Genomic DNA, 24,784 nt, shown 5'->3' on the forward strand with positions numbered 1-24,784 from the left:
CTATAGCTATTTGCCAGCGTCCGCTTTCAATATCATTCCGACTAACAGTTTCCTGGCAACAAAGTCGGAAGCAACTGGTGTCAAATGTGACGAATCCCACGCTGTCAGTCCGATCATCTTGTCATCGCCAAGGTAAATAGAGCAACCGTCGGCATTGCAAAATGGAGCCATTAGGTCAGCAAAAAATATGCCATCGCTAACCATGAAGTTCTTCTTAATATCCTCGTTATTATTAACAACGTCCTTATCCAAGCCGATGAACGTCCGCTGTGGAGTACTTTCCCATAGGTCCCTTAGCACCAGGCGTGGCAATTCTTTATTCCAGTGCGGTACCGGACCAGCAAAAATGACTCGTTGTATGCCAATTGCCTTCAGACGGGATGCCAGCACGTTGAAATTACCAGCATTATGGTCCGAACTCTGGCTGACGATCACCACATCAGGTTGCGCCTTTTTCAATGCCTGCATGGCAAACCAGTTGGATTGTTCACAGTAATTAATCGCCGATGGCGCCGCCACATCCGCACTTGCTGGACAGGCGGAACTGGCCACCTGCAAAATTTGCCAATTTGCAGGCAAGTTCTTGCGCAATCCATAGTTCAAGTGTTCAGCGTGCGAGTCGCCCCACAGAAAAACCGACTTCGTATAAGCGCGATCCCGTTCGTAACAAGAACTTGGCAATGCTTGGCGCGGCAACGTGGTCTCCTTGCCAGCGAGATACTTTGAAATATCGTAAAAATTGCAATCCTCACGATACTTTTCTTCCAAGCCCTGAGTCTTCGTATAGTGCCATTCAGGATAAGCATTATCGAAATATCTCGAAAACTCATTTTTCCCAGCCATGCGATAGCCAGTACCTTCCAGCCCGCCATTGTAAAAGCAATAATATCCAGCAGTACCTACAAGCACCATTATCATCGCCAACGAAACCGTGGCACGGCGCCCTACAGTTGGTGCACGCAATGGCTTTTCAATCAGGCGGTAAGTCAGCCACGCCAGTAAAATAGATATAGCAATAGCCATCAGCTTGATGTTGCGCGAGGGAGATGCCGAGACGACAATGTGCAAAAAAGAGAAAATCGGCCAATGCCACAGATAGAGTGGATAGCTGATCAAACCGAACCAAACAAACATTTTCGAGGAAAGCACGTGCCGGTTCAAAAATGCCTTAGGGCCAGCAGAAATGATCAGTGTAGCTCCCAAGGTTGGAAATAAAGCCCACCAGCCGGGGAAATGGCGCGCGTGGTCGATCAAAATAAAGCCAAGCACCAGTAAGCAAAAACCAAATACCGACTGGACATTCTTATATTTTTCAATCAGCTTTGGTTTGTAAAGTAAAACGTAGGCCAACATGCTGCCTATCATCAACTCCCAAAAGCGCGATAGTGGAGAGTAAAAAGCTGCAGTGGAGTTATCAGAAACATAAAATAAATTAAAAGAAAAAGAAATTATCGCCAAGAAAACTATAACTAGAAAATTCCAGTGTTTCTTCCAGGTGGCGGCCAGGATCAGTGGCCAAAAAATATAAAACTGCTCTTCTACCGCAAGGCTCCAGAGATGCAAGAGGGGCTTCGCATCAGCGCTGGAGTCAAAATAACCCGCCTCACCCCATAACAGAAAATTTGAAATAAATCCCGCCCCACCAGCCACATGCTTGCCTAACTGACGGTATTCATCAGATAGAAGAAAAAACCAACCGAATAGCAAAGTCCCTGTCAGAACCAGTAACAATGCGGGGAATATCCGTTTGATCCGGCGACGATAAAAGTCCAGCGTACTGTAATTTCCGACTTCTAGACTTTGAAAGAGGATCGTTGATATTAAAAATCCCGAAATGATAAAAAATATATCAACACCGATAAATCCGCCCTGTATCTTCTTTGGAAAAGCATGATAAGCCACGACTGCAAGAACGGCGATGGCCCGCAACCCATCGATGTCAGCACGGTATTTCAAATGGGGGGTATTAGTCGGAGAAAACACAGGTTTCATTATGGAAATTTTCTACAGATATCAGAAGTTTATTGCCTTGGCGAGAGACAATACCAATGGTCATGCATAAGAGGAAATGGGCGCCTGCATGCTATCGCAGATATAAGCCGCATGACTAATCATGCATAAAAACAGCGCCCGCAAGCCTGGCGGTAACTCTCGTTGCCGCCTATGCTGATCTGTTCACCTTCCTTGATGCGGCGGCCCTGTTCATCCACGCGGATGTTCATCGTGGCTTTCTTGCCGCAAGTGCAAATATTCTTCAATTCTTCGATATCGTCGGCCAGCGCCAGCAGGTAGGCCGAGCCGGGGAACGGTTCGCCCTTGAAATCCGTGCGCAAGCCGTAGCAGATGACGGGCACGCCCTTCACTTGCGCCAGCTGGTGCAGTTGCTGCACCTGGGCCGTGCTGAGAAATTGCGCTTCGTCCACCAGCAAACAGGCCACTTGCGGAATGTCATTGAGGAAATTCGTGTCGGCATGGAAGATATCGACCTGGCGCTGCGGGCCCAGGCGCGACGTGACACGTCCTACGCCGTAGCGGCTGTCGATGGCGGCCGTGTACAGGCGTACCTGTTGGCCCTGCTCTTCATAGTTGTGCGCGACCTGCAACAAGGCCGTCGACTTGCCCGCGTTCATCGCGGAATACCGGAAATAAAGTTTTGCCACTGCCGCCTGCCCTGTCTGAGTAATTTCAATACTATTTAGTATCTTTTCGAGGCGTGATTATAAATCGCAATGGCGCGCTTGCGGCAGCTTAATAGTCGTGCCATTGGCGCGGCAAGCGGGCTAAAAACGGCGCATACTCGCATCGCGAACCTTGCAGCCGATATGCGAACGGCGCATATGCAAGCATATAAACATTCGTTCGCCGCACTCGCCCACCCGCCTACACTGCGCGGCACGGAAGGCGGCTCGGGACACAATCCGGAGCCGTTGTTTCTCTGACAGGAGCCACCATGAATGATCGAATGCCATCCCCACCCCAGCCGCCAGCGCTATACAAGCTGATCGGCAATACCCCGCTGGTCGAAGTGACCAGGCTCGACACGGGCCTATGCCAGCTGTTCCTGAAACTGGAATCACAAAATCCCGGCGGTTCCATCAAGGACCGCATCGGCCTGTCCATCATCGAAGCGGCCGAAGCCGACGGCAGCTTGCAGCCGGGCGGCACCATCGTCGAGGCGACGGCCGGCAATACCGGCATCGGCCTGGCCCTGGTTGGCCGCATCAAGGGCTACCGCGTCATCCTCGTCGTACCAGACAAGATGTCGACGGAAAAAGTGCTGCACCTGAAAGCCCTGGGCGCCGAAGTGCACACCACGCGCTCGGACGTGGGCAAGGGCCATCCTGAGTACTACCAGGATTACGCGGCGCGCCTGGCGCGCGAACTGCCGGGTGCCTTCTTTGCCGACCAGTTCAACAATCCCGCCAATCCGCTGGCCCACGAAACGACAACGGCCCCTGAAATCTGGGAGCAGAGCGGCCATGACGTGGACGCCATCGTCGTCGGCGTCGGCTCGTCCGGCACCCTGACGGGCCTGACGCGCTACTTCCGCAAGGCGCAGCCGAAGCTGGAATTCGTGCTGGCCGACCCGCAAGGCTCGATTCTCACCGAATACATCGACACGGGCAAAGTGTCGGACACGAGCGGCTCGTGGGCCGTGGAAGGCATCGGCGAAGATTTTATCCCGTCGATCGCCGACATGGACAGCGTGAAAAAAGCCTACACCATCACGGACCAGGAAAGTTTTGATTCCGCGCGCGCCTTGCTGCTTGCCGAAGGCATTTTAGGTGGTTCGTCCACCGGCACCCTGCTGGCGGCCGCCCTCAAATACTGCCGCGAACAGACGACGCCAAAGCGCGTTGTCACCTTTGTCTGCGACACGGGCACGCGCTATCTATCCAAAGTCTACAACGACGGCTGGATGCGCGACCAGGGCCTGTTGCAACGGGCCGTGTCGGGCGACTTGCGCGACCTGATCGGACGCCGCTATGACGAGGGCGACGTCGTCAGCGTGGCGCCTGGCGACACCCTGCTCACGGCCTTCAACCGCATGCGTGCCAGCGACCTGGCCCAGCTGCCCGTCATCGACGGCGGCCAACTGGTCGGCATTCTCGACGAATCAGACTTGCTGCTGCACGTCTCGGGCGACGCCGCGCATTTCGCCGGTCTGGTGGGCGCCACGATGACGACGCAGATCGAAACCCTGGCGCCGTCCAGCGGCTTGTCCGCCCTGCGCGCCACCCTGGACCGGGGCTTGACGGCCGTCGTCGCCGACGATGCCGCCTTCTACGGCCTGATCACCCGCTTCGACCTTCTCAACCACTTACGCAGGACACTATCTTGAGCCAGAAAACCACCCGCAAGAGCCATCTCGCCACGCGTGTCATCCACGCCGGCCAGTCGCCCGACCCGTCGACGGGCGCCATCATGCCGCCCATTTACGCCACCTCCACCTTCGTGCAGGACAGCCCCGGCGTGCACAAGGGCCTGGACTATGGCCGCTCGCACAATCCCACGCGCTGGGCGCTCGAACGCTGCGTGGCCGACCTGGAAGGCGGTAGCGCGGCCTTCGCGTTTGCCTCGGGCCTGGCAGCCATCTCGTCCGTGCTGGAATTGCTCGATGCGGGCAGCCATATCGTCGCCGGCGACGACATGTACGGCGGCACCTACCGCTTATTCGAGCGCGTGCGCCGCCGCTCGGCCGGCCACGAATTCACGTATGTGGATTTGACCAATCCCGAGAATCTGCTGGCCGCGCTGCGCCCGGAAACAAAGATGGTGTGGGTGGAAACGCCCACCAACCCCATGCTGAAACTGGCGGACTTGCGCGCGATCGCCGACATCTGCCGCGCACGCGGCATCATCGCCGTGGCCGACAACACGTTTGCCAGCCCGCTGGTGCAGCGCCCGCTCGAACACGGCTTCGATATCGTCGTCCATTCGACCACCAAGTACTTGAACGGCCACTCGGACATCATCGGCGGCATCGCCATCGTGGGCGCGGAAGAACGCCAGGCCGAATGGCGCGAGCAGCTGGGCTTTTTGCAAAACTCGGTGGGCGCGATTGCCGGCCCGTTCGACAGCTTTTTAGCCTTGCGCGGCGTGAAAACCCTGGCCATCCGCATGCAGCGCCATTGCGAAAGCGCCCTGGCGCTGGCGCAGTGGCTGGAGCAGCAAAAGGAAGTGAAAAAAGTCTTCTATCCGGGCCTGGCCTCGCACCCGCAGCACGCGCTGGCACAGCGCCAGATGGATGGTTTCGGCGGCATCATCTCGATCGACCTCGATACGGACCTGGCCGGCGCGCGCCGCTTCCTGGAACGCTGCGAAGTATTCGCCCTGGCCGAAAGCCTGGGCGGCGTGGAAAGCCTGATCGAGCACCCGGCCCTGATGACGCATGCCAGCATCCCGGCCGAACAGCGGGCCAAGCTGGGCATCGGCGATGGCTTGATCCGGCTGTCGGTGGGGATCGAGGATATCGAGGATTTGCGGCATGATTTGCGCACGGCGCTTGATGCGATTTGAGGGGGTGATTTGTCGGATTACGCTGCGCTAATCCGACCTACGGTATGCCGAGGGCGGTAGGTCGGATTAGCCCGCAAGGGCGTAATCCGACACACCACAAACCTCACTCCCCCGGTCGATACCTGCGTTCCAGGTGCCTGGCCACGTCCTCGGGATAAAACAGCACGTCCTTGAACTCACCGCGTGCATACATGGCCGCCTGGTCCTTGAAGTGGGGCGACTTCGGGTCGCCACTCTGGCCGCCGGCAAGAATACTTTTCGCCTTGATGCGGGGGCCAAATTCCACGGCCGCGACAAAGCTGTTACCGCGCTCGCCATAGATCCGTCGCGTCGTGCTCTTGCTGCTCTGGCCATACGCGGCCAGCGCGCCCCAGTTGCCCGACGCGTAAGGCACAGGCAAGCTGGCTTGCGCATCGTCAAACGGCTGCACCACGTCGCCCGTCAGGCGCTGGAAGCGGTTGATCTCGCCCCACGGTGTTTGCCAGTTGCCGAAATCGCGCTGTAGTTTATCCGCCGCCGTCGCCAGAGCCGCCAGCCGCTGGTCCGCCGTGACCTTGTCCGTCGCCAGAAAATCGACCACGGGCACGCCCTGTTCGCGCGCCTGTTTCCCTGTCAGTTCGGCCAGCTCCTGGCCCCAGAACACGGCCAGCGAGGTGGCGGTGGACGTCAGCGCATAGCGCCAGTCCCAGGTTCGCAGCAAGGCCACCTTGTCGGCCAGCGCCAGCTTTTGCGCAGCGTTCTCCGGCAGTGCATCGTATGCGGAAAACAGCGGCGGCAGCAGCGCTTCGAACGCCGTCAGTTCGCTGTCGTAGGAAGCGGCGATCAGGCTATCGAGGGTAAAACCCGTCCTGTTCTGGAAAACCTTGACGGCATGCAGGCCGCGCGCGTTTTCGCCGTACACGGACATGTAGGCGGGGTAATCGCCCTGGCGCGGGCTGTTGGCGCCGGCCGCCGAATACGGCCAGTTGTTGGTGTTCTGTATCCAGCCATTTTTCGGATTGAACAGGGTGATGGTCTGCGCCACCGTGTGCAGCCCTTTCCATTCCGTGGCCGGGTCGCTGCCGTCGACGGGCTGCTTCCAGTTGAAACGCGGGTCGCGCACGGGGATGAAATTGCCGTGAAAGTAGGCGATATTGCCGTCCGCATCCGCGTACACGGTATTGTTCGACGAATTCGTGCGCAGTTCCATGGTCTTGTAAAACGCCGCGTAATCGCGCGCCTTGGTGCGCGTGTACGATTGCGTCAACGCCTTCAACGGTTCGTTCATCAGGCGCACGGCCACCCATCTACCGTCCTGCGCGCGCACGACGGGGCCGTGATGGCTGTAATAGACGGTGATGGTTTTCGAGCCCATGCCGCCATCGGCCAGTTTGTAGGGCAAGATCATCGGCACGGCTTTCAAGGGGCGCAGGCCGCCGTCATAGCGGTAGAACCAGGCGCCGTCCTTGTCGACGATGCTTTCCAGGTATTCGTCGATAACGTCGCCGCCGCCCGAGGTATGCATCCAGCCCAGGCGCTCGTTAAAACCCTGATAGACGAAAAACTGGCCCCAGGTCACGGCGCCATACGCGTTCAGGCCTTCGCCGCTGGTGACCTGCACTTCAGGGCGGAAGTAGAACGAGGTATGCGGGTTGATCATCAAGAGCGCATGGCCATTTTTCGTGATGGCGGGCGCGATGGCGAAGCCGTTCGAGCCACTCGGCTCTGGCTCCAGTCCAGACGCCAACCCGGTTTCCACGCTGGCTAGCGCCACGGCGGCCGGCCTGGCCTGTTGGCCATAAAACGCTTCGAGCTGCGCCAGATTGATCGATTCGATATCGCCACCGATGCTGCCCTCGCTGAAGCTCAGGGCCATCCACGGCTCGAAATGCGTGATCAGCTTTGGTTTGACGTGCGGATGCGTGGCCAGGTAAAAATTCAGGCCATCGGCAAACGCATCCATCAATTTGCGCAGCCACGGCGGGCTGGCGCCGTACTGCGCTTGCAGCGCAAGCGGGTCGATGAAAAGCTTCATGCGCAGGTCGCGGTACAGCTCCCGCTCGCCCTCCACTTCCGCCAGACGCCCCATGGCGTTGATGTAATTGAGTTCCACGCGCGGGAAATCGTCTTCGGCCTGCGCATACATCAGGCCAAAGACGGCATCGGCATCCGTCTTGCCCGTCACGTGGGGCACGCCCCAGGTATCGCGCGCGATGCTGACATTAGTCGCCTGCGCCTGCCAGCGGGCCATGTCCGTGACAGAAACGGCGGGCGCGGCCAGCACCGGGGTAACGGCAACGGCGCCGCAGGCGATGGCGGCTAACAGGGCACGGCGAGCTGGCATGCACTACTCCACTAATCAGGATGCGTCGATGAGGGTTGCAATCCGCTGGTTGAGTTCCGCGTTTTCCGCCTGCAGCTGCGCCACCCGCTGTTTCAGGCTGGCGATCTCGCCGCGCAGGCGCTCCGCTTCGGATGGCGCCTGGGCCGCGTTGTCCGCCCACGGCTCGTTGCCCGTCTCCGGCGTGTCCTGCGACACGTGGGGTGCCTTCGGCTCGCGCGGCGTGCGCGTGGCGGCGCGCTGTTCGCGGATTTCCTTGGCCGCCTGGCGCAGCAATTTTTTGCCACCGGCGACGGCCGCCACCTGCTCTTCCGGCGGCAGGGACGCCACGGTGGCAGCCGCGTTGATGGAAATCGTGCCCGAACGGACGGCTTCCACCAGTTCCGGCGACGCCGCTTTCTGGATTTTCTCGATCTGGCTGATCTGGTTGCTGCTCAACCGCGCCGCCTTGGCCACCTCTTCGCGCGTGCTCATGGGTGGCTTCGGCGCGTTTTCGCCTTCCGGCGCATCCTGGGCACTGACGGGTGCCGGGCTGCGCGCGGCGACGATTTCCTTCTTGCGCAGTGCCAGCACGCCGCGCTGGAAGTCCGACACGCTGCGGCGCGCTAGGTGATTGTCGATCATCCACAGCATGACGTCGTCGAGCGAGGTAAAGCTGGTGTTCTGGATGGTCTTGAATTCGATGCCGTGCTGGCGGCAGATGGCGTAGCGGTTATGCCCGTCGATCAGCACGTCGTTCCACAGCACCAGCGCATCGCGGCAGCCTTCGGCCAGCAGGCTGCGCTCGAGCGCCGCGTACTCGCTGGCGGTGAGCGGGTCGATATACGACTGCAGCACCTGATTGATAGTGATATTCATGGTTGTCCTCAATATTGCGGCGCGATGGTCCGCGCCGGCACGAATGCTACACCATCCGGCACCGCTGGCCGGGTAAAATCACGGCGGCACAGCTCATACAAAAACACGGACCATGAAAAGAAAGTACGCCACCGCGATCATTTTTAGCGTTGCCGCCATCGGCTTCACCTGGGTCAGCCCTTATATCGCCATGTACCGCATCAGCATCGCGGCGAAATCCGTGCGCCTGGAAACCCTGGCGCAGCAGGCGGACCTGCCCGCCGTGCGTGCCAGCGTGGCGCGCCAGTTGCGGGAGGCCGGCGAAACGGCCAGCGAAGACGATTTCAAGGAAATGCTCGACACCATCGTCTCGCCGCCCGGCATCACGGTATTGATTCTGCACGGCAAGCAGGGGGCGGACGGCAAGCGCCACGACTTCGGCATGGCGTACCGCTCGTGGAATGAAGTGGTGCTGCGGCGCAGCGGCGCCGGCCCCGCCGCCAGCCAGTTTTTGCTGCGCCGCCATGGCATCTGGGACTGGAAACTGACGGACATTACCTTGCCGCCAGAATTACTCTGACGAAACTTGATCTAAAACAACACTTACCTAAACCACTATGTTGACTTTTGGAAATATTATGTAGAATGCCAACACTTCAGGCGCACGGATCGCCAGGCATCCGAGAGATTGCACGATGAAAAGAATGATGCTTCTCGCTGTAGTGGCACTGGTCGCGCTGGCCGGCGTCTTCTATGGCAGCCCGTATTTCACCATGAACGAGATCCGCGCGGCGACCATGGACGAGGATAGCCAGGCCCTGGCTGCGCATATCGACCTGCCCCAGCTGCGCGGCAGCCTGGGGCAACAACTGCACACCCTGTTCTCGGCGCCCGAAGTGGCCGACGACATCAGCCCCGACGTCATTGACCCCTTGCTCGATACCATGCTGATGCCAGAGGGCATCGTCGCCTTGATGAAGCTCAATGACCGCTACGAAAAGCCGATCGCCAAGGTCAGCGACATCAGCGGCCGCAAGCGCAACACCAAGCCCGACTACAAACTGCGCTACACCTCCTGGGACAGCGTCGTGGTGCAGCGCGCCCACAGCAAAAGCCATATCGGCGAACTGACCCTGACACGCGACGGCCTGTGGCGCTGGAAACTGGTATCGGTGGCCCTGCCGAAGAACTTGCTGGCCGACGCGTAAAGCGCCGGCGCAGCCTTCTTCCGCAGCGATCAGCGACGGTCCGTCACCCTGCCCGTCGTATCGGCAAACCAGCGGCTATGCGACACCACTTGCAGCGCCCCGGCAGCCACTTGCCCCGCCAGCCATGCCAGCAATTCATCGATGACGGCATAGGATGTCTGGTACGTCGACTCGGGCGTCCGGACGATATCGTGGCCGTTGATAAATACAACACTGTCATTGCCCGCCGCCTCCTCGATGGCCGCTTGCACTTGCGCAAAGGTGACATCGTTCGTCAGGCTCACGGAAGCTGTGTTCAGGATGAATGCGGCCTTGTCCTTGCCGCTGAAAAATACTTGGTCAAAGCCGCTCTCCGGCGTATAGCCGGCGGCGCGGGCCGACAGGAAGCCGGCCGCGCGCATGGCGTCGATGGCCGTATTGGTCCACAGCGATTCGACCCAGGCATGGTGCGAGGGGCCGTCGCCGCTGATGCCGGCCGCGCGCATCTGGTCACGGCCCACCTGCAGCGCCGTCACATAATTGGCGGAACCCTGCACCACGACATTGTCGTGCACGCTCTGGTGCAGGATGAAGTCGAACAGGCGCGACGGGTCGTCGAAACGCGCCTTCATGCGTTCGGCCGACATGTAATCAGGCGTGCCCAGCAAGGACGTGACCATGGCAAACGAGGCAGGCAAGCCATAATACTTCAGCCGCTCCATCAGATACGTATCCCACGCAGCAAAACCATCGTCAAAGGACAGGATCACGGTGGGCAATTTGCGCTTGGGCAATGCCGCAAACATGCCCAGCCAGATCGTTTCCGGCTGCGTGGTGGCCGCCGACAGCTGCACCGTAAATTTGCCGCGCGACATGGTCGCTGCCGTCGGCACGCCTTCGCAATCGAGCGGCACGTCCAACTTGGGCACCCACCATTCGTTGTCGACGAACATCACCGTGTCCGCGCCGGCCGAGCCGCCGTAGTGCGAGGCATTCAGGGCGCCATACCAGTAATTGGTCCATGCGCTGTCGCCCATGTAAATCATGCCGCCGATCTGCATGATGGCGGCATTCGTCGAGCGCAAGGCAAAGGAAAAGCGCCGCAAGTCCCAGCCAAAGGGGATGCGCGGCTGGCCTTTGCCTTCGGCGCCCGTGGTGCCCACCCGCACGACGGTACCGGCAGGCAAGCCAGCCGGCAAATCCACGCGCAGGGATGGATAACCGTCCTGGAACGACACGGCGGCATCGAGCGACACCGTGCAGCCTGGCGACACGTCGCTGTCCCAGAAGGACAGGTCGTGCGTGGGCATGAATTCCAGCGGCGTATTGGTGACCGGCGGCGGGGGCATGGAAAAGCGGGGCGGTGTGTCGTGGTACTGGCTGGACATGATGCGGCTTTCAAAAAGTACTGCGCACGGCGCCCGTCGGAACAAACGCTGCACGGCAGAAAGGGATCAATCAACATTGCCTCGCCAGGCGTCTGGGCCTGGAGTGCTTGTCAACTATATCACTTAATTGCCATTATGCAAATAACTAATGCCGGCCAGTCATGGTTGCCACGGCGGCCTTGCCGCTGCCCGCACGCCAGGCCATCACGGCATCGCCCAAGCCTGCGCGGCACTGCTATCATCAAGCTTTGATTTCCATCGGAGGCAGCATGTCGGACCTGGTACAACACGCATTGACCCACGCGGGCAAACCGGCCACCACGCCCTGGGTCGTGACCCTGGTCAGCGGTGAAAAACTCACCGGCCCCATTTCTCCGCTCAGCGACGGCTGCTACGCCATCGGCCTGGGACAAATCAAGTATTTCTCCAGCGACAAGGTCGCCTGCCTGAATGTGTCGGGCGCGGGGGCATTTCCCATCTGAAAGCCCTGGCGGCGCAGTTGCAGGCTCCGGACGCTCTCCCGCGCCCGGTCCGGCGGCACGGGAACAAACCTTGCCCGTCAAAAAGTTGTTTTTTGGCACGCAAAATCTGATTGATCTGCTGAATTTTTTGTGCAACAATGAATTTAATAAATAAAACAAATAAATTATTGAAATCGGTTTTTAAGTAGCACCATCCTCACACCACGAATCCGTGCTCTGGATAGAGAAGCACTGCGTAGGGCACCACCCGCTCTCAGGCAAGCGCCTGCACCCGTCCCACGCACGCCCCCTTTTCTAATCTTCAACACGTATTTTTGGGAGAGACATCATGGATAAATTCACCGTACGCACCCAGCTCACTCTGGCTTTCGGCCTGCTGGTCTTTTTCCTCATCGGCATCTCGATCCTGTCCGTACGGAGTTTTTCCACCTTCAACGCCGGCTTTGACCAGTATGTCAACGGCATCACGGCCCGCGCCAATACGGCGCACCGCGTGCGTGACGCGATCGACATGCGCGCCGTGGCGGCCAGGAACCTGGTGCTCGTCACCAAGCCGGAAGACCTGGAAATCGAACGCAAACAAGTCTTGCAGGCACACGCCGATGTCGTCAGGAACATGCAGCATCTGCTGCAGCTGGCACAGCAGCCGGAGGTATCGGACGAGGTGCGCGCCATCATCAGCAAGATCGACAGCATCGAAAAGCGCTATGCCCCCGTGGCGCTGGGCATCGTCGACCTGGCGCTGCAAAAGAAAACCGAACAAGCCATCGTCAAGATGAACGAGGAATGCCGCCCGCTGCTGGCCGCCCTGGTCGCCGCCAGCGATGAGTATTTCGCCCTGACGGACAAGCACTCCGCCGTCATCTTGCAGGAAGACAAAGAGCACTACATTCTCAACAGGAATATCCTCATCGGCGCCAGCCTGCTGTCCATCGTGCTGGCGGCCCTGGCGGGCTGGCTCATCACGCGCAGCCTGCTCAAGGCGCTGGGTGCCGAACCGAAACAGTTGTGCGACGCCGTCAGCCTGCTTGCCGCCGGCGACCTGACCGGCCAACTCAGCGTCGCACCGCACGATAGCGTCAGCGTGCTGTCGGCGCTGCAGCGCATGCAGGCGTCGCTGACCACGGTAGTGTCGTCCGTGCGCCAGGATTCCAACACGGTGGCCCTTGCCGCCGAGGAAATTTCCACCGGCAATAGCGATCTGTCGCTGCGCACGGAACAGCAAGCCAGTTCGCTGGAAGAAACCGCTTCCTCGATGGAAGAACTCACCAGCACCGTGCGCAAGAATGCGGAAAATGCCCGTGAAGCCAATGTACTGGCCACCACCGCATCGGACGTCGCCAGCAAGGGCGGCGCCGTGGTGGGACAAGTGATGGGCACCATGGACCTGATCAGCGAATCGTCGCGCAAGATTGTCGACATCATCAGCGTCATCGACGGCATCGCCTTCCAGACCAATATCCTGGCCCTGAATGCCGCCGTGGAAGCGGCGCGTGCCGGCGAACAGGGACGCGGCTTTGCCGTCGTCGCCACCGAAGTGCGCGGCCTGGCCCAGCGCAGCGCCAGCGCGGCCAAGGAAATCAAGACGCTGATCGACGATTCCGTGAGCCGCGTCGATGCGGGCGCCAGGCTGGCGGCGCAAGCGGGCACGACGATGTCCGAGGTGGTCGCCAGTGTCGCCCGCGTCAGCAACATCATCGCTGAAATCACGGTGGCCAGCCAGGAACAGTCCACCGGGATCGAGCAGATCAATCAGGCGGTGACACAGATGGATAGCGTCACGCAACAAAACGCGTCGCTGGTGGAAGAAGCGGCGGCGGCGGCCGAATCCCTGCGCGACCAGGCCAGCCACCTGGTGCAAACCGTGAGCATCTTCAAGACGCACGACAGCCATGTGGCGGCGCCCGCGCCAGCCCATGCTCCAGCGCGCGCCAGCCGCAAGCCACTGCGCCTGGTACCGGCGGCGGCCAGCAGCACCGTCAAGCGCCAGGCCACGCCCGCAAAACACCGCACGGCGCAAGCGGAAGCCGTGACGGCCGGCGATTGGGAAGAGTTTTAAGCTGATCGGGCATGCGGCCCCGCATGCCCCGCTTTACGCGCACAGGGGATCGCCGCAAACGGCGCCGTCCCCTGTAGCGCTGCAACAACACGCCCGTTTCGAAAAAAAACCGCGGCAGCTGTTGTATTTTCAATGTCCAGCCATGCACAGCACGGCAAAAACCATCCCGCTTTTTGCATTCCCGCAGGACAAACTGCCGCCATGCCTGGCCGCTGTTGCGCTCGCACGAGCCTGCCGGCACCCCACTATGCACCCACCAGATATTGACGACAAATACGATTTTATTCGTGTATTCAGTCGAAACGGATATGAATGGTCGTCAATGGGAAATGGCATGAATAGCAAAACTTTCCGTGCTAGCATAATTTTTCATCCAGCTGGCCAGCGCCAGCTGGCAGTGCCCCAATAACCTCGACCGACAGGAGCCGTTTCATGATGACACCGCATTCCAGCACCCTACGCCACACCTTGCTTGCCCTGGCAATCACTGCCGCCTTTCCCCTGCAGGCGATGGCGCAGGACGGCGTCCCGGCGCCTGCCGCCCCGGCGGTGCAGGCCGGCCCTGGGCAGCTGGAAACGGTGATCGTGACGGCGCAGCGGCGCGCGGAAAACATCAAGGACGTGCCGATGTCCATCGCCACCCTGAAAGGCGACAAGCTCGACACCCTGACGGCCGGCGGCGCCGACGTCCGCTTCCTCAACAGCCGCTCGCCCAGCGTCTCCGTCGAATCGGATTATGGCCGCACCTTTCCCCGCTTCTACATTCGCGGCCTGGGCAATACCGACTTCGACCTGAACGCCTCGCAACCGGTGGGCCTGGTGATGGATGACGTGGTGCAGGAAAATGCCATGCTGAAAGGTTTTCCCGTGTTTGACGTGGATCAGGTCGAGGTGCTGCGCGGCCCGCAAGGCACCTTGTTCGGTCGCAACTCGCCAGCCGGCGTGATCAAGTTCGATTCCGCCAAACCCGTCTTCAAGACGGAAGGCTACCTGAGCGGCGGCTTTGGCAAGGATGGCATGAAGAACCTGGAAGGCGCTTTCAACGTGCCCGTCAGCGACACGGTCGCCCTGCGCTTTTCCGGCCAGACGCAGCGCCGCGACGACCGCGTGCACAACCCGCGCCCCACCGGCACGCGCGACTTCGAAGGCTATGAAGACAGCGCCGCCCGCCTGCAGGTGCTGGTCAAGCCTACGCGCGATTTCACGGCCCTGTTCAATGTGCATGCGCGCAACCTCGACGGCACGGCCACCTTGTTCCGCGCGAATATCCTGAAACAAGGCACGAACGACCTGGTCGACGGCTTTGATTACGATAACTATCCGACCGACGGCATCAACCGCCAGCACCTGAAAACCAAGGGTGGCAGCCTGCGCCTGAAATGGGACTTGCCCGGCGTCACTTTGCATTCGATCACCGGCTACGAAAAACTCGATTTCTTCAGCCGCGCCGACGTCGACGGCGGCTATGGCGCCGTGTATGCGCCACCGATGGGGCCCGGCTTCATCCCCTTCGTCGTGGAAACGGCCGACGTGATTCCCAACCACAAGCAGATTTCACAGGAATTCCGCGCCGAATCGTCTGCCCGCGGCCCGCTGCAATGGATAGGCGGCCTGTTCTACTTCAAGGAAGATATCCAGATCGACAGCATCGGCTTCAACAGCCTGGCGGCCGGCAACCCGCAAAGCCCGTTCTATGCCACGCAAAACCAGAGCTCGAAGTCGTACGCGGCCTTCGGCTCGCTCAACTACACGGTCTCGGACGCCCTGAAACTGCGCGCCGGCCTGCGCTACACGACCGACAAGAAGGATTTCTCGGCCAAGCGGGTAGAGGCGACCACGGCCGGCCCCTTCAAGCTGAACGACACGTCGCACAACATCAGCTGGGACCTGAGCGGCACCTATGTGCTGACGCCGGAAACGAACGCCTACGCGCGCATCGCCACCGGCTACCGCGCACCCTCGATGCAGGGACGCCTGAACGGCCTGGCCGACCGCCCTTCGTTCGCGGGCGCCGAGAAAGCCCTGTCCGTCGAGGCGGGCATCAAGCAGGACCTGTTCGACAAGCGCGCGCGCCTGAGCCTGGCCGTGTTCCAGTACCGGGTCAAGGATAAGCAACTGACGGCCGGTAGCGGCGCCGTCAACATGAACCAGCTGATCAACGCCGACAAGGCCACGGGCAGTGGCGTGGAACTCGATTTTCAGGCGAACCTCAGCGATTCGCTCAGCATGACCCTGGGCGGCAGCTATAACCACACGGAAATCCAGGACAAGAAGCTGTTCGTGCAAAGCTGCGGCAACGCGCTGAACAACCCGGCCAGCGGCTGCACCGTCACCGACCCTGTCGGCCCTTTCCGCGGCACCGCCTACATCGACGGCAACCCGCTGCCGCGCGCGCCGGAATGGCAAACCAACTTCACCCTGAAATACAGCATTCCCCTCGCCAACGGCGAGTTCTACGCCTACACGGACTGGGCCTACCGCACCAGCTACAACTTCTTCCTGTATGAAGCGAAGGAATACAAGGCCAAGGAACTGCTGGAAGGCGGCTTGCGCGTCGGCTACAAATGGGACCGCTATGAACTCTCCGCGTACGGGCGCAACATCACCAACCAGATCCAGTCGCTGGGCGCGATCGATTTCGACAACCTGACGGGCATCATCAACGAACCGCGCACGTATGGGGTGCAGTTCAAGGCGACGTTCTGATGGCTTTGAGCGTGTAGCGCCGTCCTGGCATGACACAGCCGCCCGGCATTCACCGGACGGCTTTCTTGCGCGGCGACGCCATTACCTGGAGCCTGTGGCGGCGGATGAATACCTCCGCCGCCACAGGCTCTTAGCCAAGGATCATCTCGACATTGGGATTCTTGGGCACGGTGACGGTACCGCCGGGATTGGGGCCGCCGCCGCCGCTGCCACCTCCGCTACCACCACCGCCACCGCCGCCACCGCCACCGGTGCCACCTGCGCCATATGCACCGGGAATCTGATACGGCGGCGGAGCGCCCAGCTGAGTTTTCGCAAGCGCTTTGCAGTATTCGCTGTACTTCGGATCTTTGGCAAACTCGCGTCCCGCCGCCGCAATCATCGCGGCGAGATACTGGTTGGACTTGGGATCAAAAATACTCAGGCTGTAATGTATCGCCAGCATGGTGGCATACAGGTCAGGATTGGAATTCGTGCCTGCCACGCTGAGTGAAATACCTTGCTGATACGCTTCCATGGCAACCTGAAAACCAAATACCGCCGCTTCCCCTTCGCGCTGATAGCACCAGTTTTCCTTCGCCTCGGGAGCGACGGGCACGGCGTCGTCGCGGCGATACACGTAATGCCCCAATTCATGGATATACACTTCCGTCAGGATCTGATCGACCGGCACGCCGCGCTTGGCGGCAGCGGCGGCGATGCCGCTTTCATCGATGTAGATCGTACCCGACTGTATCAAGCCATTCACCGTGCTGCCGCGCTGGTACATATTGTAGCCAGTGCCATATACGAAATTGCCACCACCGTCGAGGTAGGACTGCAAAGTCTTGTTCGCCTGTGCCGAACGCGTATTTTCAATCAATTCTTTTACTGAACGTGCCATGGTGTTCCTCTTTTAAGTTAATAACAGATTGCCAAGCAAAAAACGACTGCAAATGAACAACAACCGCGCGCGCCTGACTACGCACGCATCGACGCACCTCCTTTCAGTGGACAACGCCAAATAGCCCCAGGCGCTGCAAGCAGCGGGAGCCAAAAGCGAAATGGAAAATAATGAATCAGGCCAGACAGGCTTGCGGCCCATGCCCATCAAGGTGGCGGTGGCAGAAGGCAATGGCCAAGTACGGTCTGGATCGCCGGTTAGGGCAACGGGAGTTCAAGATGGTGCAATGGGTATCACTTGTGCTAGAATCTCGCCGCGCTGCCCGGATGGTGAAACTGGTAGACACTGGAGACTTAAAATCTCCCGCCTGTAAGGGCGTGCCGGTTCGATTCCGGCTCCGGGCACCAGCGCACATGCGAATTTCATCGATAGTGACCACTATTTTTCTAGTTCTCGCCAGTTCCGCAAAACTGGTTTTGTTCCGCAAAAAGTCTCCAGTACCTACTTTGTGGGTTTGACGAGTTTGCCTCGCCGATGGCGAACATACCGTGCCGTCATGGCTGTCGTGGTATGCCCAAGTTGTGCTTGCGCCACAGCAATTCCACTCTCATCATCTACGTCCGTCGCCTCTTTGGCGCGCAGATCCCGGAATTGAAAGTTCCTGATGTCCTTCTCAATTTCCGGATTGTCGACGGCTGCTTTTTCGCGCGCCGCCTCAAATGCGTAGCGCAGCATATAACTCGTCATCCGCAGGCCATCCTCGTTATTGATCAATGCTATGCCGACGGCCGGGCGCGTGTCGATGCGCGCCAGCAGCGCTGCCAACTCGCTGACAATTTCAATCCGTAGCTTCTTCCGCGTTTTGTTCTGGCTAATTTCAATCGCACCGTCCTTCAAATGCGCCCGCGTGATTTTCAGCATATCCGCCGGCCGACGGCCAGTCAGATACATTTCCAGGGGCAGGTCTGACATTTACACATCCAGCACACCCAAGCACACCCAAGGGTCAGGTCTAACATTTAGACACGGCCTCAGCTTTTATAGAACTGGCGTCGCAGAATTCCCCCTACTTTGAAGCGCAAAGCTGTTAGGTTTTTGTCCGATTGTCGGACCTGCCCCTCGCTGTGTTGCGCGGTATGCCGGCGTTATCGTGGCCAGCATGCCGGCGACCGCGTCTACCGTCGTGCCCGGTACCATATCCATCTGCAGCAGGATAATCGGCGCCGCAGGCGCGCCAGCGCGATGTCGGCCGAGCTGGCGGTCGGCCAGCTTGCAACTGCAGCGCCGGCGATGATTTCCGATGTCGGCTCAACCGACACGAGTTTGTAGCCGTCGGGCACAACCAGTTGGGCAGCAGCCATAAGAAATGCATCAGCTTCAGTATGCTTTGGTGCATTGGCGCCTGGCGTGTGGAGGTCGCGCAAGCGGCAAAATTCGCGGTAGGTGGTCACTGGCATATCCTTTAATTCAAGTTATATATGGCTGGTTTCGTGTTGATGAGTTATAAAGCAGAATGGCAGATTGCCGTTCCTTCTAGCTGTCTTCAGTAGTTAGGCGTAGCCCAGAATTTTTTCGGCGCTGTATTGCAGCACTACATTTAAATTTTCAATTTTTCTCATCACAATCATGCATGGAGATTTTAAATAATGATTTTGGCAATTAGACTGGCTCGACTTTTAGCTGTAATTCTTGTTATTGTGGTTGCGCGTTACTATTTACTGAATTTTTTAGAACCATATAATTTTCATTTCGACTTTAAGCCTTCATTGAAATGGATGAATGAAAATCCCAACTTGTCAGGATGGGCGCAATTCTTTGGTGCCACTGCTGCTATTCTTCTTGCAATCGCTATTCCTGCTTGGCAGCGCCATGGTCAAAATTTGGATAGATGGAGAGACGCGCAGGACGTTAATGCTTCCTTAGCTCTGCTCTCCTTTTACCTTTTAAGTGAAGTTCAAACCCATCTCGAAGGTTATTTGCAAACTGGTGACATGCCAAGGAAAAACGCTAGAAGAGATATTGAAACTGCTGACTTATTGCAGCGGATTCATGCTCTTGAAATTCGAGAAAATAACCAAGACCGTATTACGCGATTATTTCGTGCTCGAGGAGCGATCCACCAGACTGCTTCTTCGTTAACTTTGCCATTTTCACAAAATGATTCCTTAAGTGATGGGGAAAAACAGCTGATTCGTGAGCGCGTTTCCACAATGGAAAAAATCATTAAGGAAGCTGAAGAAGAAAATGGCAAGGCTATTCATGCACGCGCTCGTGCAAATCTATGGCTACTACCGCGCGCTATTCATCCGGTAATTCTTTTTATAATTACAGGGAAGATCCGATAGATTTAGATACTCAAAGCTCATGCCATCACCCGCACACGCAGTTGTTCCGTCTCGGGCGCTTCCGGTACCGGTGCAGGCTCTTTCACCAGCAATGGCCGTATGCTGCCGGTGCGCAAGTTAACGAAGGCGCCATGCCAGGTCAGGCGGCCGTGCCGGAAGAATTCCCAAAGGATCGACAGCGCAGGAGTGACCGCGGCCTGGTTGATGAATAAGACAGCATCCAGGGTCTGACATTTGGACACAGCCTCAGCTTTTATAGAACTGGCGTCGCAGAATTCCCCCTACTTTGAAGCGCAAAGCTGTTAGGTTTTTGTTCAATTGTCGGACCTGACCCTCGCTCTTTTGCAGAATTCCCCCTACTTTGAAGCGCAAAGCTGTTAGGTTTTTGTTCAATTGTCGGACCTGACCCTCGCTCTTTTGATTGTCGGACCTGACCCTCGAACTTTTGGCGATGCCAACCGTGGCGGCACTGTCTGACAGCATACCGACTGCCGTTTTTGCCAGTATTACTTGAACATACAGGCGCCTTGTTGCACAATCAGCCATTTTCCTGGTGGGAGTTGCACGATGAGTGAGCTGAAAGCGGTCAGCGCCCTGGCGATGGCAGGTATGCCGGCCAGCGAGGTTGAGGACGATAAAGCGCCGCAGCCGGCCAGTGCCGCGCACGTTGCGAACTGCGCCAACTGCCAGGCGCCGCTGGGCGGCGCGTTTTGCCAGGCCTGCGGCCAGTCGGCCCACGTCCACCATTCGTTGCTGCACCTGGCCGAAGAAGTCGTGCACGGCATCCTGCACTTCGACGCCAAGGGCTGGAAGACGATCCCGCTGCTGGTGGCCTTTCCTGGCCGTCTGACGCGCCGCTACATCGACGGGCAGCGCAAGAACTATGTTTCGCCGCTCGCGCTGTTCCTGTTCATGGTGTTCCTGACCTTCTTCGCCACCTCGTTCGGCGGCGGCAAGCTGCTGACCCGCGACGCCAATATCGCCTCGCTGACCAAACACGCCGCGTCCGCCAAGCTCAAGGTCGAGCGCAATGAGCTGGCGCTGGAGGAGGCCCGCAAGGCCGATATCGGCGTCGCTGGTGTCGAGAAGGCGCTGGCCGTTTCGCGCAAGCTGTACCACGAAGCCGAGCAACGCCTGCTGCACGTCGTGTCGCCCGAAAAAGCGACCGGTGAAGAAGCACTTGAGCTGACAGAGCCCGGTTGGTTCGACAAGACTGCCGCCAGGATCGCGTCCAGCCCGCCCAATCCCAACGCCATGTTTCCGGAGCTGGAAAAAAGCTTTCATCACGCCGCAGAGAATCCCGAGCTGGCGTTTTACAAGTTCAAGAACACGGCCTACAAGTTCTCGTTCCTGCTGATCCCGATCTCGCTGCCCTTCGTGTGGCTGATGTTTTTCTGGAAGCCAGGCGTGGCCATGTACGACCATGCGGTCTTCGTGCTGTACTCGCTGTGCTTCATGTCCTTGCTGTTTACCGTGCTGATACCGCTAGCGATGCTCAACCAGGGCTGGCTGATCGCATTGCTGGTGTGCCTGGCGCCGCCCCTGCACATGTTTCTGCAGCTACGCGGCACCTACAACCTGGGCAAATGGGGCGCGCTGTGGCGCACTTGCATGTTGCTGCTGGCGGCCAACCTCGTGCTTGGCGTGTTCCTCGTGCTGGTGTTGATGAAGAGCATGCACTAACGTCACAAGGTCGGGCCATGTCCTGAGGTCGCAATACCCGGCAATGATCATGGGTATGAAGATAAATGATACTCAGGGCACAGACATCAATGCAGTGGCCAACACCTCGGCGAAGAGAACCGTGCCGATATTGTGGACATAGTCGCTCATTGCGCGCCTTCACCACCTGTGCGCTGAAGAACTGCTTTTAATCAACATCATCGATTACGGGGCGAATAAACTCCATGCATGACACAGCAATGATGTGCATGGAGAGCCGGCGCCGCTGTTTCACTTGAATGCGCACCGCCGCGCACGTTTTGCTCAGCCCCCATGCCAGGCTTTTGTGCAACTGCTCCACCCATTCATTTTCCTGGGAGAGATTTAGAGAGTTCATTCAGTTTCATCAAGAAGCACTGATTAATTCAACAGCCGCCATTCCCTGCGGCGCATTCATCTGAGACAATATAAACACTCTCCCAGGCAGCCATCGATCATGCAAAAGAGCTTTTCCGACCTTGAATCCCCCGCCAAGAAAAAGCTGATCCGACGCGACCGCGTCCTGTCCATGATCAACATCGAGCCCCCTTGGGGCAAGTTGCCCGGCATCGCGCGCCAGCAGTTGCGCTGGATCGTCTCGCCGTTCGCCCCCTTTGAGACGTGAGCCTCGCCAAGAAAGAAAATTGATCAGCACTTCCCTGGTTCAGGGTATAGCAGTGGAACTCCCTTGAACAAACCGGCGACAGTGACCAAGACTGGGTGATCACGCGGCACACTCAGGCAGGTCGTTGCGTTTGCAATTAACCTTTTGCCTACCCAAATGAAAACAGCCTCCCCATCCTTGCGTCTGCCGCGTAACCGCCTCCGGCTCGTTTTGTCCCTGTCATGGCTATGCACATTGGCAGCCTGTGGCGGTGGAACTTCGGTCGCAGCTCCGACTCTGAGCCCCAGCCCACCTCCATCCGCGTGCGAGAAGTCGCAATGTGCTCCCACGCCCTGAGATGGTGATCGCCAGGCCCCATTTGCCACCTGATCACCCATCCACCCAACATCGCTACCTGCGGCCACTCCTCCATGTCCACAAACAATTCCAAGCGCCAGTTCCTGCGTAATTCGTTCGGCACGATGGCATCTCTTGCCGCCTTGTCCGCATTCCCGCCGGCGATCCGGCGCGCCCTGGCGATCGAAGCCAATAACGTCACGGGAACGATCAATGATGTTCAGCATGTCGTCATGATCATGATGGAAAACCGCTCATTCGATAGCCACTTTGGCACCTTCAAGGGCGTCAGGGGATACGGTGACCGATTCGTCGCGCCCTCGCCGAACGGGTCCAGCATCATGTACCAGACTCATACCCAGTCAAAGGCTGCAGGAACGTATATCCCCTTCCACCTTGATGAAACCAAGGGCAACGCGCAACGCGCCGGCAGCACACCGCACACATGGGGCGACTCGCAGGCGGCGTGGGACCACGGCCGGATGAATCGTTGGCCAGACTCCAAGGGTCCCCTTTCCATGGGATATTTCGATACCGCGGAAGTCCCGTTCCAACGCGCGCTGGCTGATGCCTTTACCGTCTGCGACCACTATCACTGCGGCATGCACACGGGGACAATTGCGAACCGCTTGTTCTATTTTACTGGCACAAACGGCCCCAATGGCCGCGGTCCCATCGATGGCAAAAAAGTCGAGATCGCGGTACTCAACAATCAGTACAACGACGGCAACAACATCGGGCCGTCGAGTGAGGGATGGACCTGGACGACGTATGCGGACCGCCTGGAAAAGGCCGGGGTGCGCTGGAAGGTGTATCAAAGCCTGGTCGACAACTTTGGTTGCAACGAGATGACAAGTTTTCGCCACTGGCGCGCCGACATTGAAAAGCTGCCTGCCAGTCGCCGTCCACGCCATGTTTCCTCCACCGACATCAGCCAGGATGTCACCCGCGCCGGCCCATTCTATGACGCCAGCATCGACGACGCCCTCAGTCCGTTGGCCAAGGGATTTCACAACACCATGCCTCACGGCTTCCTGGAAACCTTCCGTGAAGACATCAACAACGGCAAGCTGCCCGCCGTGTCCTGGATCATTGCACCTTCGGCCTACAGCGAGCATCCTGGCTACTCCAGCCCTGCCCAGGGCGGCTGGTATATCCAGCAGGTTCTCGATGCGCTCACGGCGAATCCGGAAGTGTGGAGCAAGACCGTGCTGCTGATTAACTATGACGAGAACGACGGCTTCTTCGACCACCTGCCTCCGCCGTGCGCGCCATCGCTCAATCCTGACGGCAGCGTCGCAGGCGCCACCACGCTCAACAAGGCCGACATCGCGGTCGAATATCACAATTACAAGCCGGCGACCACTGTTCAACCCGGCGTTGATGGCCGGCCGTACGGACCGGGGCTGCGTGTGCCGATGTGGATCGTTTCACCGTGGAGCCGTGGCGGCTGGGTCAATTCGCAGGTCTTCGACCATACTTCGGTACTGCAATTTCTCGAGAAGCGATTCGGCGTCCTCGAGCCGCAGATCAGCGCTTACCGGCGTGCCGTCTGCGGTGACCTGAGCTCTTGCTTTAATTTTGTCAACCCGAATGCGGGGGCGTTGCCAACGCTCAGCGGACACGGCAGCAAAGCGGAGGTCGATGCGCTGGCGCTGAGCCAGGGCAAGGCGCGCGCACTGGCGAGACCATTGGCTTCCACCACAGCCAAGTTACCGGTGCAGGCGAGTGGCACCCGTCCATCGCGCGCCCTGCCTTATGTATTGCACGTAACGGCTCGCGCCGATTCCGGCGCAAAGAAAGTGACACTGGTGTTTGCCAACGACAGCAGCAACCAGGCCGGCGTAGTGTTCCACGTGTATGACGAATTGCATCTGGACCGGATCCCGCGGCGCTACGTCGTGGAGGCAGGCAAGACGCTGGAGGGCAGCTGGGAAGTGGCGTCCGATACCGGTTCGTATCGCCTGTGGGTGCTTGGCCCCAACGGCTTTCATCGCCACTTTGTCGGCGACCTCAAGGAACAGGGGGATACCAGAGGCCCGGAAATTCAGGCCTGCTACATGACGTGCAGCCCCGCTGAACTCGCGCTCAAACTGCATAACAAAAGCAGCGCGCGTTGCTTGTTCACAATATCGGCGGAAGCATATCGAAGCGATGGCCCGTGGACCATCGAGGTAGCCGCCGGTGAGGTGGGATCCTTTCACTGGTCGTTGGCCGACAGCGGCAACTGGTATGACTTCTCGGTCACCTGCAATACTCAGAAGACTTTCCGGCGCCGCGTCGCGGGGCGAATCGAGAATGGCAAGGATTCCATAAGCGACCCAACCCTGGGACGCGCATAACTCAAAAACTGCTCCTGAATCGATAAGGCTGCGGTGAACCGTTCACCCGATGC

Annotated in this window: 20 protein-coding genes and 1 tRNA gene; 12 read left to right on the top strand and 9 right to left on the bottom strand. The window is 58.8% G+C overall.

What is annotated here, in order from left to right; genetic code table 11:
- Positions 1 to 6: 6 nt before the first annotated feature.
- Together P9875_RS18950 and P9875_RS18955 are read right to left on the bottom strand one after the other, a co-directional pair.
- On the bottom strand, positions 7 to 1,992 hold the full coding sequence (locus P9875_RS18950) for an acyltransferase family protein (RefSeq protein WP_278316278.1): 1,986 nt from the start codon (positions 1,990 to 1,992) through the stop codon (positions 7 to 9).
- Between the two features lie 119 nt (positions 1,993 to 2,111).
- Complete coding sequence (locus P9875_RS18955; RefSeq protein ID WP_231772991.1) at positions 2,112 to 2,630, bottom strand: thymidine kinase; 519 nt, start codon at positions 2,628 to 2,630, stop codon at positions 2,112 to 2,114.
- 320 nt (positions 2,631 to 2,950) lie between these two features.
- Between P9875_RS18955 and P9875_RS18960 the strand changes: the two genes are divergently transcribed.
- Complete coding sequence (locus tag P9875_RS18960) at positions 2,951 to 4,342, top strand: pyridoxal-phosphate dependent enzyme (protein WP_423221788.1); 1,392 nt, start codon at positions 2,951 to 2,953, stop codon at positions 4,340 to 4,342.
- The gene (locus P9875_RS18965) at positions 4,339 to 5,520 is read left to right on the top strand and encodes a trans-sulfuration enzyme family protein (RefSeq protein ID WP_278316279.1); all 1,182 of its coding nucleotides are present in this window, start codon (positions 4,339 to 4,341) and stop codon (positions 5,518 to 5,520) included. The genes P9875_RS18960 and P9875_RS18965 overlap by 4 nt, the downstream gene beginning before the upstream one ends.
- Before the next feature lie 103 nt (positions 5,521 to 5,623).
- On the opposite strand, the gene P9875_RS18970 is transcribed toward P9875_RS18965, so the two are convergent.
- The gene (locus tag P9875_RS18970; protein ID WP_278316280.1) at positions 5,624 to 7,843 is read right to left on the bottom strand and encodes a penicillin acylase family protein; all 2,220 of its coding nucleotides are present in this window, start codon (positions 7,841 to 7,843) and stop codon (positions 5,624 to 5,626) included.
- Positions 7,844 to 7,858: 15 nt separating this feature from the next.
- Positions 7,859 to 8,698, bottom strand: coding sequence for a hypothetical protein (locus P9875_RS18975; protein WP_278316281.1), 840 nt, complete (start codon positions 8,696 to 8,698; stop codon positions 7,859 to 7,861).
- Between the two features lie 112 nt (positions 8,699 to 8,810).
- Between P9875_RS18975 and P9875_RS18980 the strand changes: the two genes are divergently transcribed.
- Positions 8,811 to 9,257 carry a DUF2939 domain-containing protein gene (locus P9875_RS18980; protein ID WP_278316282.1) on the top strand — a complete coding sequence of 149 codons (447 nt, stop codon included), beginning with the start codon at positions 8,811 to 8,813 and terminating at the stop codon, positions 9,255 to 9,257.
- A 124-nt stretch (positions 9,258 to 9,381) separates the two neighbouring features.
- Positions 9,382 to 9,885, top strand: a complete 504-nt coding sequence (locus P9875_RS18985; protein WP_158300208.1) for a DUF2939 domain-containing protein — start codon at positions 9,382 to 9,384, stop codon at positions 9,883 to 9,885.
- A gap of 29 nt (positions 9,886 to 9,914) precedes the next feature.
- Here the strand turns inward: P9875_RS18985 and P9875_RS18990 are convergent, their stop codons facing one another.
- A complete protein-coding gene (locus tag P9875_RS18990; protein WP_278316283.1) occupies positions 9,915 to 11,252 on the bottom strand; it encodes a polysaccharide deacetylase family protein in 1,338 nt (445 codons plus the stop codon).
- 269 nt (positions 11,253 to 11,521) lie between these two features.
- Here P9875_RS18990 and P9875_RS18995 point away from each other — a divergent pair, with 269 nt between their 5' ends.
- From P9875_RS18995 to P9875_RS19005, 3 genes are all read left to right on the top strand, one after another.
- Complete coding sequence (locus tag P9875_RS18995; protein ID WP_099403040.1) at positions 11,522 to 11,734, top strand: hypothetical protein; 213 nt, start codon at positions 11,522 to 11,524, stop codon at positions 11,732 to 11,734.
- 328 nt (positions 11,735 to 12,062) lie between these two features.
- The gene (locus tag P9875_RS19000) at positions 12,063 to 13,793 is read left to right on the top strand and encodes a methyl-accepting chemotaxis protein (RefSeq protein WP_278316284.1); all 1,731 of its coding nucleotides are present in this window, start codon (positions 12,063 to 12,065) and stop codon (positions 13,791 to 13,793) included.
- A gap of 432 nt (positions 13,794 to 14,225) precedes the next feature.
- Entirely contained in the window at positions 14,226 to 16,499 is a 2,274-nt protein-coding gene (locus P9875_RS19005; RefSeq protein WP_423221789.1) for a TonB-dependent receptor, read from the top strand.
- Positions 16,500 to 16,629: 130 nt separating this feature from the next.
- Here the strand turns inward: P9875_RS19005 and P9875_RS19010 are convergent, their stop codons facing one another.
- Positions 16,630 to 17,382: a hypothetical protein gene (locus tag P9875_RS19010; protein ID WP_278316285.1), complete on the bottom strand. Its 753-nt coding sequence runs from the start codon at positions 17,380 to 17,382 to the stop codon at positions 16,630 to 16,632.
- Positions 17,383 to 17,702: 320 nt separating this feature from the next.
- Between P9875_RS19010 and P9875_RS19015 the strand changes: the two genes are divergently transcribed.
- A tRNA-Leu gene (locus P9875_RS19015) sits at positions 17,703 to 17,789 on the top strand.
- Between the two features lie 94 nt (positions 17,790 to 17,883).
- Here P9875_RS19015 and P9875_RS19020 read toward each other — a convergent pair.
- Positions 17,884 to 18,354, bottom strand: a complete 471-nt coding sequence (locus P9875_RS19020) for a tyrosine-type recombinase/integrase (protein ID WP_278316286.1) — start codon at positions 18,352 to 18,354, stop codon at positions 17,884 to 17,886.
- 203 nt (positions 18,355 to 18,557) lie between these two features.
- Positions 18,558 to 18,833: a hypothetical protein gene (locus P9875_RS19025; RefSeq protein ID WP_158300206.1), complete on the bottom strand. Its 276-nt coding sequence runs from the start codon at positions 18,831 to 18,833 to the stop codon at positions 18,558 to 18,560.
- Positions 18,834 to 19,028: 195 nt separating this feature from the next.
- On the opposite strand from P9875_RS19025, the gene P9875_RS19030 reads away from it, so the two are divergent.
- Both P9875_RS19030 and P9875_RS19035 read left to right on the top strand, forming a co-directional pair.
- A complete protein-coding gene (locus P9875_RS19030; protein WP_278316287.1) occupies positions 19,029 to 19,727 on the top strand; it encodes a hypothetical protein in 699 nt (232 codons plus the stop codon).
- Positions 19,728 to 20,294: 567 nt separating this feature from the next.
- Entirely contained in the window at positions 20,295 to 21,410 is a 1,116-nt protein-coding gene (locus P9875_RS19035; protein WP_278316288.1) for a DUF3667 domain-containing protein, read from the top strand.
- Between the two features lie 187 nt (positions 21,411 to 21,597).
- On the opposite strand, the gene P9875_RS19040 is transcribed toward P9875_RS19035, so the two are convergent.
- Positions 21,598 to 21,786 (bottom strand): hypothetical protein, encoded by a 189-nt coding sequence (locus tag P9875_RS19040; protein ID WP_278316289.1) that lies wholly within the window; start codon positions 21,784 to 21,786, stop codon positions 21,598 to 21,600.
- 99 nt (positions 21,787 to 21,885) lie between these two features.
- Between P9875_RS19040 and P9875_RS28755 the strand changes: the two genes are divergently transcribed.
- Complete coding sequence (locus P9875_RS28755) at positions 21,886 to 22,053, top strand: hypothetical protein (RefSeq protein ID WP_423221872.1); 168 nt, start codon at positions 21,886 to 21,888, stop codon at positions 22,051 to 22,053.
- 410 nt (positions 22,054 to 22,463) lie between these two features.
- Positions 22,464 to 24,731 carry a phosphocholine-specific phospholipase C gene (locus tag P9875_RS19050; protein ID WP_278316290.1) on the top strand — a complete coding sequence of 756 codons (2,268 nt, stop codon included), beginning with the start codon at positions 22,464 to 22,466 and terminating at the stop codon, positions 24,729 to 24,731.
- Positions 24,732 to 24,784 lie beyond the last annotated feature (53 nt).

Source organism: Janthinobacterium rivuli (genome assembly GCF_029690045.1).
GTDB classification, from domain to species: Bacteria; Pseudomonadota; Gammaproteobacteria; order Burkholderiales; family Burkholderiaceae_D; genus Janthinobacterium; species Janthinobacterium rivuli.

Bases quoted from the DNA above. Each gene is read 5' to 3' on its own strand.
- P9875_RS18950 (WP_278316278.1), bottom strand. From the start codon at position 1,992: ATGAAACCTGTGTTTTCTCCGACTAATACCCCCCATTTGAAATACCGT.
- P9875_RS18955 (WP_231772991.1), bottom strand. From the start codon at position 2,630: ATGAACGCGGGCAAGTCGACGGCCTTGTTGCAGGTCGCGCACAACTAT.
- P9875_RS18960 (WP_423221788.1), top strand. From the start codon at position 2,951: ATGAATGATCGAATGCCATCCCCACCCCAGCCGCCAGCGCTATACAAG.
- P9875_RS18970 (WP_278316280.1), bottom strand. From the start codon at position 7,843: ATGCCAGCTCGCCGTGCCCTGTTAGCCGCCATCGCCTGCGGCGCCGTT.
- P9875_RS18975 (WP_278316281.1), bottom strand. From the start codon at position 8,698: ATGAATATCACTATCAATCAGGTGCTGCAGTCGTATATCGACCCGCTC.
- P9875_RS18980 (WP_278316282.1), top strand. From the start codon at position 8,811: ATGAAAAGAAAGTACGCCACCGCGATCATTTTTAGCGTTGCCGCCATC.
- P9875_RS18985 (WP_158300208.1), top strand. From the start codon at position 9,382: ATGATGCTTCTCGCTGTAGTGGCACTGGTCGCGCTGGCCGGCGTCTTC.
- P9875_RS18990 (WP_278316283.1), bottom strand. From the start codon at position 11,252: ATGTCCAGCCAGTACCACGACACACCGCCCCGCTTTTCCATGCCCCCG.
- P9875_RS18995 (WP_099403040.1), top strand. From the start codon at position 11,522: ATGTCGGACCTGGTACAACACGCATTGACCCACGCGGGCAAACCGGCC.
- P9875_RS19000 (WP_278316284.1), top strand. From the start codon at position 12,063: ATGGATAAATTCACCGTACGCACCCAGCTCACTCTGGCTTTCGGCCTG.
- P9875_RS19005 (WP_423221789.1), top strand. From the start codon at position 14,226: ATGATGACACCGCATTCCAGCACCCTACGCCACACCTTGCTTGCCCTG.
- P9875_RS19010 (WP_278316285.1), bottom strand. From the start codon at position 17,382: ATGGCACGTTCAGTAAAAGAATTGATTGAAAATACGCGTTCGGCACAG.
- P9875_RS19020 (WP_278316286.1), bottom strand. From the start codon at position 18,354: ATGTCAGACCTGCCCCTGGAAATGTATCTGACTGGCCGTCGGCCGGCG.
- P9875_RS19030 (WP_278316287.1), top strand. From the start codon at position 19,029: ATGATTTTGGCAATTAGACTGGCTCGACTTTTAGCTGTAATTCTTGTT.
- P9875_RS19035 (WP_278316288.1), top strand. From the start codon at position 20,295: ATGAGTGAGCTGAAAGCGGTCAGCGCCCTGGCGATGGCAGGTATGCCG.
- P9875_RS19040 (WP_278316289.1), bottom strand. From the start codon at position 21,786: ATGAACTCTCTAAATCTCTCCCAGGAAAATGAATGGGTGGAGCAGTTG.
- P9875_RS28755 (WP_423221872.1), top strand. From the start codon at position 21,886: ATGCAAAAGAGCTTTTCCGACCTTGAATCCCCCGCCAAGAAAAAGCTG.
- P9875_RS19050 (WP_278316290.1), top strand. From the start codon at position 22,464: ATGTCCACAAACAATTCCAAGCGCCAGTTCCTGCGTAATTCGTTCGGC.